This window comes from Aeromonas sp. s8 (genome assembly GCF_040907785.1).
GTDB lineage: Bacteria > Pseudomonadota > Gammaproteobacteria > Enterobacterales > Aeromonadaceae > Aeromonas > Aeromonas veronii.
Genome location: NZ_JBFOCL010000014.1, coordinates 18,598 through 33,993 on the forward strand (window position 1 = coordinate 18,598; position 15,396 = coordinate 33,993).

Annotated in this window: 16 protein-coding genes; all 16 read left to right on the forward strand. The window is 58.7% G+C overall.

Annotation, left to right across the window (positions count from 1 at the left end; genetic code table 11):
• The first annotated feature begins 163 nt into the window (after positions 1-163).
• The 16 genes from trmJ (at position 164) to hisS (ending at position 15,395) form a co-directional block, all read left to right on the forward strand.
• On the forward strand, positions 164-886 hold the full coding sequence (trmJ, locus tag AB5Y86_RS03745; RefSeq protein WP_216962173.1) for a tRNA (cytosine(32)/uridine(32)-2'-O)-methyltransferase TrmJ: 723 nt from the start codon (positions 164-166) through the stop codon (positions 884-886).
• Positions 887-978: 92 nt separating this feature from the next.
• Positions 979-1,482, forward strand: coding sequence for a Fe-S cluster assembly transcriptional regulator IscR (iscR, locus tag AB5Y86_RS03750; RefSeq protein WP_100653984.1), 504 nt, complete (start codon positions 979-981; stop codon positions 1,480-1,482).
• 53 nt (positions 1,483-1,535) lie between these two features.
• Positions 1,536-2,750, forward strand: a complete 1,215-nt coding sequence (locus tag AB5Y86_RS03755; RefSeq protein WP_368192177.1) for an IscS subfamily cysteine desulfurase — start codon at positions 1,536-1,538, stop codon at positions 2,748-2,750.
• Between the two features lie 41 nt (positions 2,751-2,791).
• Positions 2,792-3,175, forward strand: coding sequence for a Fe-S cluster assembly scaffold IscU (iscU, locus tag AB5Y86_RS03760; RefSeq protein ID WP_005333813.1), 384 nt, complete (start codon positions 2,792-2,794; stop codon positions 3,173-3,175).
• Positions 3,176-3,190: 15 nt separating this feature from the next.
• Positions 3,191-3,514: an iron-sulfur cluster assembly protein IscA gene (gene iscA / locus AB5Y86_RS03765; protein ID WP_005333812.1), complete on the forward strand. Its 324-nt coding sequence runs from the start codon at positions 3,191-3,193 to the stop codon at positions 3,512-3,514.
• A 118-nt stretch (positions 3,515-3,632) separates the two neighbouring features.
• Positions 3,633-4,151: a co-chaperone HscB gene (hscB, locus tag AB5Y86_RS03770; RefSeq protein WP_005351031.1), complete on the forward strand. Its 519-nt coding sequence runs from the start codon at positions 3,633-3,635 to the stop codon at positions 4,149-4,151.
• Positions 4,152-4,179: 28 nt separating this feature from the next.
• Positions 4,180-6,027, forward strand: coding sequence for a Fe-S protein assembly chaperone HscA (gene hscA, locus AB5Y86_RS03775; RefSeq protein ID WP_368192178.1), 1,848 nt, complete (start codon positions 4,180-4,182; stop codon positions 6,025-6,027).
• A 1-nt stretch (position 6,028) separates the two neighbouring features.
• Positions 6,029-6,367 (forward strand): ISC system 2Fe-2S type ferredoxin, encoded by a 339-nt coding sequence (gene fdx, locus AB5Y86_RS03780; protein WP_368192179.1) that lies wholly within the window; start codon positions 6,029-6,031, stop codon positions 6,365-6,367.
• A 173-nt stretch (positions 6,368-6,540) separates the two neighbouring features.
• The gene (pepB, locus tag AB5Y86_RS03785) at positions 6,541-7,845 is read left to right on the forward strand and encodes an aminopeptidase PepB (protein ID WP_265784044.1); all 1,305 of its coding nucleotides are present in this window, start codon (positions 6,541-6,543) and stop codon (positions 7,843-7,845) included.
• A complete protein-coding gene (gene pepB, locus AB5Y86_RS03790) occupies positions 7,842-9,125 on the forward strand; it encodes an aminopeptidase PepB (protein WP_227094765.1) in 1,284 nt (427 codons plus the stop codon). Before pepB (AB5Y86_RS03785) ends, pepB (AB5Y86_RS03790) begins: the two co-directional genes overlap by 4 nt.
• A gap of 267 nt (positions 9,126-9,392) precedes the next feature.
• Positions 9,393-9,821 (forward strand): nucleoside-diphosphate kinase, encoded by a 429-nt coding sequence (gene ndk / locus AB5Y86_RS03795; protein WP_005333805.1) that lies wholly within the window; start codon positions 9,393-9,395, stop codon positions 9,819-9,821.
• A gap of 167 nt (positions 9,822-9,988) precedes the next feature.
• The gene (locus AB5Y86_RS03800) at positions 9,989-11,092 is read left to right on the forward strand and encodes a bifunctional tRNA (adenosine(37)-C2)-methyltransferase TrmG/ribosomal RNA large subunit methyltransferase RlmN (RefSeq protein WP_005344856.1); all 1,104 of its coding nucleotides are present in this window, start codon (positions 9,989-9,991) and stop codon (positions 11,090-11,092) included.
• A gap of 11 nt (positions 11,093-11,103) precedes the next feature.
• Positions 11,104-11,895: a PilW family type IVa pilus biogenesis/stability lipoprotein TapF gene (tapF, locus tag AB5Y86_RS03805; RefSeq protein ID WP_088869222.1), complete on the forward strand. Its 792-nt coding sequence runs from the start codon at positions 11,104-11,106 to the stop codon at positions 11,893-11,895.
• Entirely contained in the window at positions 11,885-12,853 is a 969-nt protein-coding gene (gene rodZ, locus AB5Y86_RS03810) for a cytoskeleton protein RodZ (RefSeq protein WP_368192180.1), read from the forward strand. Before tapF ends, rodZ begins: the two co-directional genes overlap by 11 nt.
• 10 nt (positions 12,854-12,863) lie before the next feature.
• Positions 12,864-13,979: a flavodoxin-dependent (E)-4-hydroxy-3-methylbut-2-enyl-diphosphate synthase gene (ispG, locus tag AB5Y86_RS03815; protein ID WP_005333801.1), complete on the forward strand. Its 1,116-nt coding sequence runs from the start codon at positions 12,864-12,866 to the stop codon at positions 13,977-13,979.
• 138 nt (positions 13,980-14,117) lie between these two features.
• Positions 14,118-15,395, forward strand: coding sequence for a histidine--tRNA ligase (hisS, locus tag AB5Y86_RS03820; protein ID WP_167565141.1), 1,278 nt, complete (start codon positions 14,118-14,120; stop codon positions 15,393-15,395).
• The last annotated feature ends 1 nt before the right edge of the window (position 15,396 follow it).

Consider the following 15,396-nt stretch of genomic DNA (forward strand, 5'->3'; position numbering starts at 1 on the left):
TCGGATATCCATCAAGTTTAGTCCCCCCTTTCTCACTTCCCTCATGCTGGTTTGTTATACAAACAGGTGGTTTTGTTCTGAAATGGCTCGGCTTTTACGGTGCCAACATTGCGTACTCTTATGTTACAATTGCGCGCCATTTTTGACTGAAGATTGACTGGGCATGTTGGATCAGATTCGTATCGTTTTGGTAAACACCTCTCATACCGGCAACATGGGGTCTGCGGCACGCGCCATGAAGACCATGGGGTTGACCCAGCTGGTATTGGTTGATCCGCAAGCCTTGCCGGATGACAATGCCTTCGCCTTGGCGGCTGGTGCCAGCGATGTGCTTGCCAATGCCCGTATCGTCCCGACTCTGGACGACGCGATTGCCGATTGTGGTCTGGTCATTGGCACCAGCGCCCGCTCTCGAACCCTGAGTTGGCCCATGCTCGATCCCCGTGAGGCCGGCGAAAAGTCGATAGTCGAGGGGATGCAGCACCCGGTCGCGCTGGTGTTTGGCCGTGAACGCACTGGTCTCACCAACGACGAATTGCAAAAGTGCCACTACCACGTGGCCATTCCGGCCAATCCTGATTACAGCTCTCTCAATCTGGCCATGGCGGTGCAGACCCTCTGTTACGAAGTGCGGATGCGCTGGCTGCAGGGGCAGGCCGCCGAGCCTGAAGATGAGATGGCCTATCCGAGTGCCGCCCAGCTGGAAGGGTTTTATCAGCACCTGGAACAAACCCTGATGAAGACCGGTTTTATTGCCGATGACCATCCGGGTCATGTGATGAGCAAGCTGCGTCGCTTGTTCAATCGGGCTCGGCCGGAAGCGGCGGAGCTCAACATTCTGCGCGGTATTCTGACCTCGGTGCAGAAAGCGCGCGTACCGGATTAATCCGACTGATTTACTCAACCATATACTTGACTGATTTGGTCGGGTATGTGACCATGTGCCCCATTAAATTGCTTCGCAAGACGGTAAGGCACATGAGACTGACTTCAAAAGGACGTTACGCTGTAACCGCCATGCTCGACGTGGCGCTGCATGCAGAGCAGGGGCCCGTCCCCCTTGCCGATATTTCCGAGCGCCAGGGCATCTCGTTGTCCTATCTCGAGCAGCTATTTGCCCGCCTGCGCAAACATGGTCTGGTGAGCAGCGTGCGTGGCCCGGGCGGTGGTTATCGCCTCGGTTTGGCCCCAGGCGAGATTTCGGTGGGTCAAGTGATCACCGCGGTCGATGAGTCGGTCGATGCAACCAAGTGCCTCGGCAAGGGCGGTTGCCACGGCGGTACCCAGTGCCTGACTCACTCCCTGTGGCGCGACCTGAGTGAGCGGATCTCCAGCTTCCTCGGGGATATCACCCTGGCCGAGCTGGTACGCCAGGCCGATGTGCGCCGCATTGCCGGCAAGCAAGATGAACAAATGAAGACCGTGTTGTCCCTGGTTGAGCGGGCAGAACACGGCGATGTGAGCTTGAAAGTCCAACTATAAACGTGCTTTCCACAGCGGGACTCTGTATGACCCGGACTGTGACGGAGAAAAACATGAAACTGCCTATTTACCTTGATTATTCGGCAACCTGTCCGGTGGACCCGCGTGTCGCAGAAAAAATGATGCAGTGTCTCACCATGGATGGCCTGTTCGGCAATCCGGCTTCCCGTTCTCACCGCTTTGGCTGGCAAGCCGAAGAGGCGGTGGATCTGGCCCGTAATCAAGTGGCAGAACTGATCGGTGCCGATCCCCGCGAGATCGTCTTCACTTCCGGTGCGACCGAATCCAATAACCTAGCCATCAAGGGTGTTGCCCACTTCTATGCCAGCAAGGGCAAGCACATCATCACCTCCAAGACCGAACACAAGGCGGTGCTCGATACCTGTCGCCAGCTGGAGCGTGAAGGGTTCGAGGTGACCTATCTTGAGCCGATGCCCAACGGCCTGTTCACTATCGAGATGATCGAGAATGCTATGCGTGATGACACCATCCTGGTCAGCATCATGCATGTGAACAACGAAATCGGCGTGGTTCAGAACATTGCCGCCATCGGCGATTTGTGCCGTTCCCGCAAGATCCTGCTGCACGTGGATGCCGTTCAGAGTGTGGGCAAGATCCCGGTAGATGTGGAAGCACTGAAAGTGGATCTGCTCTCCGTCTCTGCGCACAAGGTGTATGGTCCGAAAGGGATCGGTGCACTGTTTGTGCGCCGCAAACCCCGCGTTCGTCTGGAAGCCCAGATGCACGGTGGCGGCCACGAGCGCGGCATGCGTTCCGGTACTTTGCCGACCCACCAGATCGTCGGGATGGGCGAAGCTTTCCGCATCGCCAAAGAAGAGATGGTGAGTGAAGGCGAGCGCATCTTGGCTCTGCGCCAGCGTCTGTGGAATGGCATCAAGGATATTGAAGCCGTCTACATCAATGGCGATCTGGAGCAACGTGTTCCGGGCAACCTCAACGTCAGCTTTGCCTATGTGGAAGGGGAATCCCTCATCATGGCGCTGAAAGATTTGGCGGTCTCTTCCGGTTCGGCCTGTACCTCCGCCAGCCTGGAGCCCTCCTATGTGCTGCGCGCTCTGGGTCTGAACGACGAGTTGGCACACAGCTCCATCCGTTTCAGCATGGGTCGCTTCACCACCGAGGAAGAGATTGACTACGCGGTCAAGCTTATTCGTGACTCCATCGGTCGTCTGCGCGAGATGTCCCCTCTGTGGGAGATGTACAAAGACGGCGTCGATCTGAACACGGTCGAATGGGCTCATCACTGATCTATCTGGTCAGTGAGCAACAGAATTAGCAGGAGTGAGATATGGCTTACAGTGAAAAAGTAATCGACCACTACGAGAATCCTCGCAACGTCGGTGGTTTCGACAAGAATGATCCCAGCGTTGCAACCGGCATGGTCGGTGCGCCCGCTTGTGGCGACGTGATGAAGCTGCAACTGAAGATCAGCGACGAAGGCATCATCGAAGATGCCAAGTTCAAGACCTACGGTTGCGGTTCTGCCATCGCCTCCAGCTCCCTGGTGACCGAATGGGTCAAGGGCAAGACCCTGGACGAAGCGGCTGGCATCAAGAACACAGATATCGCTGAAGAGCTGGCCCTGCCACCGGTGAAGATCCACTGCTCCATTCTGGCTGAGGACGCCATCAAGGCCGCCATCGCCGATTACAAGCAGAAGAAAGGTCTCTAAGCGCCGGAGAGCAGTATGGCTATTACCATGACAGATGCCGCCGCGGCACGGGTTTCCTCTTTTCTGGCTAACCGGGGCAAGGGCATTGGCCTGCGCCTTGGCGTCAAAACCACCGGCTGCTCCGGTCTGGCCTACGTGCTTGAGTTCGTTGATGAACTGACCGATGAGGATCAGGTGTTCGAGCAGCAGGGCGTCAAGATTATTGTTGATGCCAAGAGCCTGATCCATCTGGATGGCACCGAGCTGGATTTCGTCAAGGAGGGCCTCAACGAGGGCTTCCAGTTCAACAATCCCAACGCCAAAGGCGAGTGTGGTTGCGGCGAAAGCTTCAGTGTCTGAGCTGTTTGACGTCAATGATCCTTCGTCTGTGGTTGAGCGGGTTGCCCATGACCCGTTCAACTACATCTCATTTGCCAGGGGCGAGTGAGGTTGTGGCGAACGTTTCCAAGAGGTTTGCATGAATCATTTCGAGCTGTTTGGGCTGGTTGAAGGCTTCGAGCTCGATACCCGTCAGTTGGCTGATACCTACCGCCAGCTGCAAACCCAATTCCATCCTGATCGTTTTGCCACCGCCCCCGAACGGGAGCAGCTGGCTGCGGTGCAACGTGCCGCCCAGATCAACGAAGCATTCACCACCCTCAAGGCGCCGCTGCGCCGTGCCGAATATCTGCTCTCCCTGCGTGGCACTGATATCCGTGGTGAACAGCAGACTCTGCAAGATACCGCGTTTCTGATGCAGCAGCTGGAGTGGCGCGAGCGTCTGGCCGATCTGAAAGATGACGCCGACCCTGAGCGCGCCATCAAGGATTTTCGTAGCGAGATCAGGCATGATCACCAGATGTTGATGCAGCAGCTGACCGAGTCTCTTGCCGCCGGCAGAGATCTCGTTGCCGCTGATTGCGTTCGCAAACTCAAGTTTGTCGACAAGCTCCTCGAAGAGCTGGAACGATTCGAAGACTCGCTTCTCGAGTCTTGATCCTTTAACGCTGGAAGTTTCATTACCCATGGCATTACTGCAAATCGCCGAACCCGGCCAGAGCGCTGTACCTCATCAGCACAAACGTGCAGTCGGCATCGATCTCGGCACCACCAACTCTCTCGTCGCTGCGGTTCGCAGCGGTCACGCCGATACCCTTTGCGATGAGCAAGGGCGCGACCTGCTCCCGTCAGTGGTGCACTATCAAAGCGACGCCATTCGAGTCGGAATTGATGCCAAGCGCGAAGCGGCACTCGATCCTCACAACACCATCGTCTCGGTCAAACGGATGATGGGCAAGGCGCTGGCCGATATCGATACCCGCCAGCAACCCTACCAGTTCATCGCTGCCGACAATGGCATGCCGCAACTGCAAACCCGTCAGGGGCTGGTCAATCCGGTACAGGTCTCGGCCGAAATTCTCAAAAAGCTGGCCGAGCGTGGCGCCCAGACACTCGGGGGCGATCTCGATGGCGTGGTCATTACCGTGCCCGCCTATTTCGATGATGCCCAGCGTCAGGGCACCAAGGATGCGGCCCGTCTGGCCGGTCTGCACGTACTGCGTCTGCTCAACGAGCCGACCGCGGCCGCGATTGCCTATGGCCTTGACTCCGGTCAGGAAGGGGTGATCGCGGTTTACGATCTGGGGGGCGGCACCTTCGATATCTCCATCCTGCGTCTGCACCGCGGTGTGTTCGAAGTGATGGCGACCGGCGGCGATTCCGCCCTCGGCGGTGATGATTTTGATCACCTGCTGGCGGACTGGATCAAGGAGCAAGCGTGCCTCTCCGGCGAGCTGGATGCCCATCTGCAGCGCGAGCTGCTGGATGTGGCCGCTGCCGTCAAACACGGCCTGACCGATGCCGAGCAGGTGGCGTGCACCTTTGCTGGCTGGCAGGGTTCAGTGAGCCGTAGCCAGTTTGATGAACTCATCACCCCGCTGGTGAAACGGACCTTGCTGGCTTGTCGCCGCGCCCTGCGCGATGCGGGCCTTGAGCAGGTGGAAGTGCTGGAAGTGGTGATGGTCGGTGGCTCCACCCGGGTGCCGCTGGTGCGTGAACTGGTGGGCGAGTTCTTCCAGCGCACGCCGCTGACCAGTATCGATCCGGATAAAGTGGTCGCCATTGGCGCCGCTATCCAGGCCGATATCCTGGTGGGCAACAAGCCCGATGCCGAGATGCTGCTGCTTGACGTTATCCCGCTTTCACTGGGTCTGGAGACCATGGGTGGCCTCGCCGAGAAGGTGATCCCGCGCAACACCACCATCCCGGTTGCCCGCGCTCAGGAGTTCACCACCTTCAAGGATGGTCAGACCGCCATGGCCATTCACGTGGTACAGGGTGAGCGCGAACTGGTAGCCGATTGCCGCTCCCTGGCCCGTTTTACTCTGACCGGCATTCCGCCGATGGCCGCTGGTGCCGCCCATATTCGCGTCACCTTCCAGGTAGATGCGGATGGTCTGCTCTCGGTCAGCGCCATGGAGAAATCCTCCGGCGTGCAGGCCGAGATCCAGGTCAAGCCCTCTTACGGGCTGGCGGAGCAGGATATCCTCAACATGCTGAGTGCCTCCATCGAGAACGCCCAGCAGGATATGGATGCCCGCATGCTGGCCGAGCAGCAGGTTGAAGCTGACCGGGTGGTCGAGAGTCTCAATGCGGCGCTGGCCGCCGATGGCGATGCCCTGCTCAATGCAGCCGAGCGTGCCGAGATTGATGCCGCCATCGCCCATCTGCTGACCATGCGCAACAGCGGCGCAACCCATCAAATCAAAGAAGCCATTGAGGCAGCCGATGCTGTCAGTGGCGAGTTTGCAGCCCGCCGGATGGACGCCTCCATCCGCAAGGTGCTGACCGGACAAAACGTCAACAAGGTGTAATATGCCAAAACTGATCATTCTTCCTCATCCCGTACTCTGTCCGGATGGCGCCGCCCTCGAGGGGCGAAGCGGCGAGACCATTCTGGATGTGGCGCTGCGCAACGGTATCGAAATCGAGCATGCCTGCGAGAAATCCTGTGCCTGCACTACCTGCCACTGCGTGGTGCGCGAGGGCTTTGACTCCCTCGAGCCAAGTGACGAGCTGGAAGACGACATGCTGGACAAGGCGTGGGGGCTGGAGCCGGAATCGCGCCTCAGCTGCCAGGCAAAACTGGCGGACGAGGATCTGGTGGTGGAACTGCCCAAGTACACCCTGAACCTTGCCTCTGAACGCCATTAATTACACATGAGTGAATTGCACGTGCAGCATCCTGTGGTGCTTCAGTGATATGGTGGAAGGCCGTGACCCTCGGGGGCACGGCCTTTTTTGTATTCGTTATTCTCTCTTTGCCAATAAGCTCTTTCCCATAAAGAGTGCTTATACATAGTGCCAGTAAAAAGGAAGCAAACACGATGGCTGACATGATGAAGGTAGCGTTATCCACCCAGGCTGCGGCCGCCTATTGGGGCGAGGGCGCCCAGCTCAGTTTCAATGGCGACGAGGCACTGATCCATCTTGGTGCCGCCGGTCAGGAGAAGGATGTTCTGCGTACCGTTCAGCGCGCCGCCCGTCGCCTCGAATCGAGCGGGATCAAGCGGGTGACGCTGGTCGGTGAAGGTTGGGATCTGGAGCGTCGCTACGCGTTCGCCCAGGGGTTCTACGCCGCCAAGGGATCGCGTGAACTGGATTTCGGCCAGCAGAGCGACGCGGAAGCCCGTGAACTGGATGCGCTGCTCAAGGCGGCTCGCTGGGTACGTGACATCACTAATGGCTGTCCGGAAGAGATCTACCCTATGAGTCTGGCGGAATCGGCCCTGTTGCTCATTCGTGGTATCGCCGGGGATCAGGTCACTGCCCGCATCACCGCCGGTGAAGCGCTGCGCGAGTCCGGCCATATCGGGATCTGGTCGGTTGGCCGTGGCAGCGAGCGCGAGCCGGTGCTGCTGGAGCTCGACTACAACCCGACCGGTGATCGCAATGCGCCGGTGGTGGCGGCGCTGGTGGGCAAGGGGATCACTTTTGATTCAGGTGGCTACTCCATGAAGTCCTCTGACAACATGCTGCCGATGAAGTCCGACATGGGCGGCGCGGCTATGGTGACTGGCGCGCTGGCACTGGCTATCAGCCGCGGTCTGAACCAGCGGGTGAAGCTCATTCTCTGCTGCGCCGAGAACCTGGTCTCCGGCCACGCCTTCAAGCTGGGCGACATCCTCACCTACAAGAACGGCATCTCGGTCGAGATCCAGAACACCGATGCGGAAGGTCGTCTGGTACTGGCCGATGGCCTGATGGCGGCCTCCGACAGCGGTGCAGCTTATATCCTTGACGCAGCCACCCTGACCGGCGCCGCCAAGATGGCGCTGGGGCGCGACTACAATGCTGTGTTTGCCCTCGATGAGACCGAACAGCAGCGTGCGCTGGCCGCCGCCAAGGTGGAAAACGAGCAGGCGTGGGCGCTGCCGCTGGAGCCCTGGCATGCCAGCCAGCTCACCTCGGCCTTTGCCGATCTGGGCAACGTCGCCTCGGCAGAAGGCACGGCCGGTGCCACCACGGCTGCTGCGTTTCTCTCCCGCTTCGTGCGCGATGAGGGCAAGGGCTGGGTGCACCTGGATCTGGCAGCCTCCTATCAGAAATCGGGCAATGATCTCTGGGCAACCGGCGCCAAGGGCCACGGTCTGCGCACCATCGCACGCTGGCTGCAGGAGGTGACCGCATGAATGTCTGGTTAAGTCGTGAATTTGCACCGGCCGAGTGGGGGGAGGGGGCGCTGCTCTCTCACCGTGCCGACGGCATGGTGATCCATCTGGTGACGGCCAATCCACTGCTCGATATCCAGCAGGCGGCCCGTCGCCTCTGCCAGCAAGGGATCCAGAAAGTGACCCTGGCTGGTCACTGGGAGCGTGAACAGCAGTGGGCTTTTGCCCAAGGGCTGCAAACCCCCAAGGCGGAGGTGCAACTGCAGTGGGCCATGTCCTCGGAAGAGGACAGAGAGGAGCTGGAAGCGCGTTGGCTCTGCGGCCGCTGGGTGCGCGAGATGACCAATGCCACCCCGGAGCAGTTGGGCCCGCTGGAGCTGGCGGTGGAAGCGGCCTCCTTTATTACCGAGGTGGCGCCGGACAAGGTGAGTCATCGTATTTTGAAAGGCGAAGCGCTGCAACAGGCGGGCTGGGTCGGCCTCTATCAGGTGGGCCGCGGCAGTGCGCGCGAACCGGTATTGCTGGAGCTCGACTTCAACCCGGGGCGTGACCCCAAGGCGCCGGTGGCGGCAGCGCTGGTGGGCAAGGGGATCACCTTTGACTCCGGCGGCTACTCCATGAAGAGCTCCGAGGGGATGCTCACCATGAAGTGCGACATGGGGGGCGCGGCGATTGTCACCGGTGCGCTGGCGCTGGCTATGCTGCGCGGGCTCGACAAGCGGGTAAAGCTGATCCTCTGCTGCGCCGAGAACCTGGTTTCCGGCCACGCCTACAAGCTGGGCGACATCCTCACCTACAAGAATGGTACCACGGTCGAGATTGTGAATACCGATGCCGAGGGGCGGCTGGTACTGGCCGATGGCTTGCAACTGGCGAGCGAGTCCGGCGCACCGCTGATCATCGATGCCGCAACTCTGACTGGCGCAGCCGTGATGGCGCTGGGTGGGCGCTACAATGCCCTGTTTGGCCTCGATAAAGGGCTGGTAAGCCGGGCCATGACCTATGCCGATGCCGAGCATGAGCCTGCCTGGCCGCTACCGCTGGAGCCCTGGCACCGCCAGCAGTGCCCCTCCCATTACGCCGACACTGCCAACAGCCGTCCGGTGAAGGGGGGCGGGCCGGGTGGCGCCTCCAACGCGGCGGGTTTCCTCTCCCGTTTCGTTGCCAACGAAGGGATGGGCTGGTTGCATATCGATCTGGCAGCTTGCTTCAGTGACAACGGCGATGCCTTCTGGGCGCCGGGGGCCAATACCCTGGGGATGCGCACCATAGCGCGGGCCCTGCTGGCGGAAGCCAAATAGGCGAGACAAGGCACCTTCGGGTGCCTTTTTCATGCTGTTCGAATTGTGAACAAAAGATGGGGTTTTGGCGGCTTAAGGTAACTATCGTGCGCAAGCGCACATATTTTCCGGCTCTGCTCGGTCAAGATGAGTGTGGATGTTGATTGCAAGGGAGTGATGTTTAATAAAAAGTTGCTTGTTTGTGTGTTTTTCCGGTTTTTGTTTACGTATAATCGCCAGCGAACATGGATTCTAACAATAAAACTCTGTAGTTAAGGAAAGATATCAATGGCCATCGAACGTACCTTCTCTATCGTTAAACCGGATGCTGTCAGCAAGAACCTGATCGGTGCCATCTATAGCCGTTTCGAAAGCGCAGGCTTGAAAGTGGTGGCATCCAAAATGCTGCACATGAGCAGTGAACAGGCTGCCGGTTTCTATGCCGAGCATCAGGGCAAGCCTTTTTATGACAATCTGGTCAGCTTCATGACCTCTGGCCCTGTCATGGTGCAGGTGCTGGAAGGGGAAGACGCCATCCGTCGCAATCGCGAGATCATGGGTGCTACCAACCCGAAAGAGGCGCTGGCTGGTACCTTGCGTGCCTGTTATGCCGAGAGCATCGATCGCAACGCAGTGCATGGCTCCGATGCACCTGCATCCGCTGCCCGCGAAATTGCCTACTTCTTCTCTGACAACGAGATCTGCCCGCGCGGCTGATTTTTGTGGATGATGACCCAAGGGAGCCTAGGCTCCCTTTGTTGTTTTCGCCGTTTACGCAATATCCCTCTATTCTCCAGGTGGAAAGCCAGACCCATTATTTGTACAATGCCGCCCCCTGACGTCGTCAGCCAATAATTGATGAAGTGTTTGAACTGAGGCCATTGATGAGCGAAACAAAAATCAACCTGCTGGATCTTGATCGGGATGCCATGCGTGCCTTTTTCGTCGAACTGGGCGAGAAGCCATTCCGGGCAGATCAGGTCATGAAGTGGATCTATCACTTTGGGTGTGATGATTTCGATCAGATGACCAACGTCAACAAGGTGCTCAAAGAGCGCCTCAAGGCGATCGCCGAGATCAAGGCGCCCGAGATCAGCCGCGAGCAGCGCTCTGCCGATGGCACCATCAAGTGGGCTCTGCAGGTGGGCGATCAGGAGGTCGAGACCGTCTACATCCCGGAAGATGACCGCGCAACCCTCTGCGTCTCCTCTCAAGTTGGCTGTGCGCTGGAGTGCAAGTTCTGCTCCACGGCTCAACAAGGCTTCAACCGAAACCTGAAAGTCTCCGAGATCATCGGTCAGGTGTGGCGTGCGGCCCGCGTGGTCGGTGGCAAGCGTCCCATCACCAACGTGGTGATGATGGGGATGGGCGAGCCGCTGCTCAACCTCGCCAACGTGGTGCCCGCCATGCGTCTGATGATGGATGACTACGGCTTTGGCATCTCCAAGCGCCGGGTGACCATCTCCACCTCTGGCGTGGTACCTGCGCTGGACAAGCTGGGTGACCAGATCGACGTGGCGCTGGCTATCTCCCTGCACGCCCCGAACGACAAGTTGCGTTCAGAGATCATGCCGATCAACGACAAGTACAACATTGAGGAGTTCCTCGCCGGTGTCCGTCGTTACCTGGCCAAATCCAATGCCAACGGTGGTCGGGTGACCGTCGAGTATGTGCTGCTCGATCATATCAATGACGATATGCAGCATGCTCACGAGCTGGCCAAGGTGCTCAAGGATACCCCGAGCAAGATCAACCTGATCCCGTTCAACCCCTTCCCGGGCAACCCTTATGGCAAGCCGAGCAACAGCCGTATCGATCGCTTCTCCAAGGTGCTGATGGAGTACGGTTTCACCGTGATTGTCCGCAAGACCCGTGGTGATGACATCGATGCTGCCTGTGGTCAGCTGGTGGGTGACGTGATTGACCGTACCAAGCGAACTATCAAAAATCGGATGCAACAGGATGGGATTTCCGTCAAAATGGTTTAAATGCTAAGCCATTGTATAGACAGGGAATGGATACACGTACATTGATCGTAGTGGCAGCGCTCTTCGCGCTGCCAGGCTGTGTGACCGAGACCACTTACGCTGGCCAGAACTCGACCCAGCGTGAAGTGGGTCCTGACCTCAAGGCGGCTGCCCAAACCCGCCTCGACCTGGGTATCCAGTACCTGCGTCAGGGCAACGCCGAGCAGGCCAAGTTCAATCTTGACCGCGCCCTCCAGTATGACCCCTCCAACCCCCAGATCCAGATCGGTTTTGCCTACTTTTACCAGAAGGTAGGGGATTTCAAGGCGGCCGAGACCCATTACAAGAACGCCCTTGCCATGGATCCGTCCAATGCTGACGCAATGAACAACTATGGTGCCTTCCTCTGTGATCGCGGCAGGTATGCCGAGGCAGATCAGGCGTTCAACCAGGCTGTTATTCAGCCAGGCTACGTAAAAATTGCCGATACCTATGAAAATGCGGCACTTTGTGCGCTGCAAAATCGCAGAAATGATAAAGCAGGCGAGTACTATCGCCTGGCCTTGGGGTATAATCCCCGCAATCCAGGGTTATTGCTGGACTTGGCCGAGCTTTCCATGAAAGATGGCAAGCTGCCTGATGTGCAGTCCTACCTCGCCCGTTTTGCCGATGTGTCAGACGAGAACGAGGAGAGTCTCTGGTTGAGACTTCGGCTGGCACAGGCGATGGACAAGCCGGCATTACTTCACCAATTCGGGACTGAGCTGGTAAGGCAATATCCCACTTCGCAACAAGCCAAGCGTTATTTAGCCAATGACTATTGAACAGCAACACGATTTCCAAGACGACTCCCAGGCAGTAGGCCCAGGCCAATTGCTGCGCAACGCCCGTGAACAGCTTGGCTGGACACGAGAACAGGTTGCGTCCCGCATTCACCTTCGTCTGACCCTGATCGCCGCTATCGAATCGGATACCTACGACAAGCACACGTCCCACACCTTTATTCGGGGCTATTTGCGTACCTATGCCAAGCTGGTCGGGATCCCCGACGAGACCATTCTGGCTGCTTACGACAAGCTGGGTCTGACTCCTCCCGACAATATCGACATGCAGAGCTTCTCCCGTCGCTCCCGCCAGCAAGCCAACGACAGTCGGCTCAAGGTGGTGACCTGGCTGGTGATCCTGGTGTTGATTGCGCTCTCGGTCGCCTGGTGGTGGCAGAGTACTTCCCGTCGCTCCGCCGGTGATGAAGCGCTGGCAGCCACCGAGATGAGTGCAACCGGTTCGACTCCGGCTGAACCTGCTATCACGCCGCCCGATGCGATCAACACAGCTCCGGTGGAAGGCGCAGCCAACGCACCGGCCGCCACGGACGTGATTGCCCCTGCGGTGGTCTCCGATGCGACGGCTACCCTGGCGCCTGCTTCTGCGGCTGTTGCCCCGAGCGCTGTCAGCGCGGCTGTCGGCACTGCGACCGATGCAGCGGTATCCGGCGCCAATGGCACCGAATCTGAAGAGGCTGTCGTTGATCCGGCGACTGCGCCGCAACTGAAGATGAGCTTCACCGCCGATTGCTGGCTGGATGTGAAGGATGCCAACGGCAAGACCCTGTTCAGTGGTCTGAAGAAGGCCAACGACGAGCTGGTGCTGGAAGGCGCCGAGCCCCTGAAGTTCATCATTGGCGCGCCCATGGCCGTCAAGCTTGACTACAAGGGTCAGTCGTTTGATATGAGCCGTTACAACAACGGTCGTACAGCCCGCTTCTCACTGCCGCAGGAGTAATCTGTTTCCCATGTCTTCTCACGAATCCCCCATCATTCGTCGTAAATCCAGACAGATCATGGTTGGTAATGTACCGGTTGGGGGCGATGCCCCCATTACCGTGCAGACTATGACCAACACCAAGACCACAGATGTCGCCGCCACCATCGAGCAGATCCAGCGGATCGAGCGGGTCGGTGCCGATATCGTCCGTGTCTCCGTGCCCACCATGGAAGCGGCGGAAGCCTTCCGGCTGATCAAACAGCAGACCCGCATCCCCATCGTTGCCGATATCCACTTCGACTATCGCATCGCCCTGAAAGTGGCCGAGTACGGTGCCGACTGCCTGCGTATCAACCCGGGCAACATCGGCAACGAGCAGCGGGTGCGCTCGGTGGTCGATTGCGCGCGCGACCTCAATATCCCGATCCGTATCGGGGTCAATGGCGGGTCGCTGGAGAAAGATATCCAGGAGAAGTACGGCGAGCCGACCCCAGAGGCGCTGGTGGAGTCCGCCATGCGTCACGTGGACTATCTCGATCGTCTCGATTTCCAAGACTTCAAGGTGAGCGTCAAGGCCTCCGATGTGTTCCTGGCAGTCGGTGCCTATCGCCTGCTGGCCAAGCAGATCGAGCAGCCGCTGCACCTTGGCATCACCGAAGCGGGCGGTTTCCGTGCCGGCGCGGTAAAGTCTGCCATCGGTCTGGGTATGCTACTCACCGACGGCATCGGCGATACCTTGCGTATCTCGCTGGCGGCGGATCCGGTGGAGGAAGTGAAGGTCGGTTTCGATATCCTCAAATCCCTGCGTATTCGCTCCCGTGGCATCAACTTTATCGCTTGCCCATCCTGCTCACGGCAGGAGTTCGATGTGATCGCCACCGTCAATGCTCTGGAAGAGCGGCTCGAAGACATCATCACCCCGATGGATGTTTCCATCATCGGCTGTGTGGTGAATGGGCCGGGTGAAGCGCTGGTCTCCGACCTTGGTCTGGCGGGTGCCGCCAACAAGAGTGCTTTCTATGAAGGGGGGCAGCGGGTCGATCGGCTCGACAACAAGGATCTCATTCCAACTTTGGAGCGCCGCATTCGCGCCCGCGCCGCCATGCTGGATCCCGCCAACCGGATCCCGATGGACAAGGAGTGAGCGAAACAGGGCCACATTGGGTGGCCCTTTTTCCAGGTGACTGATTTTAAATCCCGCATCCGGATTCCCTGATTTTACCTTGGGGGGGAAAATCCCTATAATGCGGCCAAATTTTACCTCTTTTTCTCGAGTATCAACGTGGCAAAACAGATCCAAGCTATTCGCGGTATGAATGATTGCCTGCCGGAGCAGAGCCCGGTATGGCAGAAGGTTGAACAGATCCTGCGCCAGGTCGTTGCCAGCTATGGCTACAGCGAAGTGCGCATGCCGATTGTCGAGCAGACTCATCTGTTCAAGCGCGCCATCGGTGAAGTGACCGACGTGGTCGAAAAAGAGATGTACACCTTTGAAGATCGCAACGGCGACAGCCTGAGCCTGCGTCCGGAAGGGACCGCCAGCTGCGTCCGTGCCGGTATCGAACACGGTCTGCTCTACAACCAGGAACGCCGGATGTGGTACATGGGCCCCATGTTCCGTCACGAGCGTCCCCAGAAGGGCCGTTATCGCCAGTTCCACCAGTTCGGTGTCGAGCTGTTTGGCATCAACGGGCCGGACATTGACGCTGAGCTGATCATGCTGACCCACCGTCTGTGGCGTCTGTTTGGCATCAGCGAGCATGTCACCCTGCAGCTCAACACCTTGGGTCAGAGCGCCGAGCGTGCCGCTTACCGCGATGCGCTGGTGGCCTATCTGGAGCAGTACAAGGAGCAGCTGGACGAAGAGAGCCAGCGCCGCATGTACAGTAACCCGCTGCGGGTGCTCGACTCCAAGGATGAAAAAGTGCAGGCCATTTTGGTGGGTGCCCCGCGTCTGTTCGACCATCTGGGCGAAGAGAGCCTGGCCCACTTCGAGGGGCTCAAGCGCCTGCTCGAGTCTGCCGGTATCAAATACGAAGTGAACGAGCGTCTGGTACGTGGTCTTGACTACTACAACCTGACCGTGTTCGAGTGGGTCACCAGCAGTCTGGGTGCCCAGGGCACCGTCTGTGCCGGTGGCCGCTACGATGGTCTGGTAGAGCAGCTGGGCGGTCAACCGACCCCGGCCGTGGGCTTTGCCATGGGCATGGAGCGTCTGGTGCTGATGCTGGAAACTCTCGAGCTCAACGCTGATATCCGCCCGGCGGTGGATGTCTATCTGGCGATGGTGGGCGAGGGGACCGAACAGGCTGGCTTCCAGCTGGCAGAGCGTCTGCGCGATGCCCTGCCGGACCTGCGCCTGATGAGCCACTGCGGTGGTGGCAACTTCAAGAAACAACTCAAACGTGCCGACAAGAGCGGCGCGGCAATCGCCCTGATCCTTGGTGAGACCGAGGTGCAAAACGGGGAGATCACTATCAAATATCTGCGTGGTCAGGCCGAGCAACAGACCGTCAAGGTTGACGCCGCCATTGCCCTGCTGGCAGCCAAAGGAGAGTAAG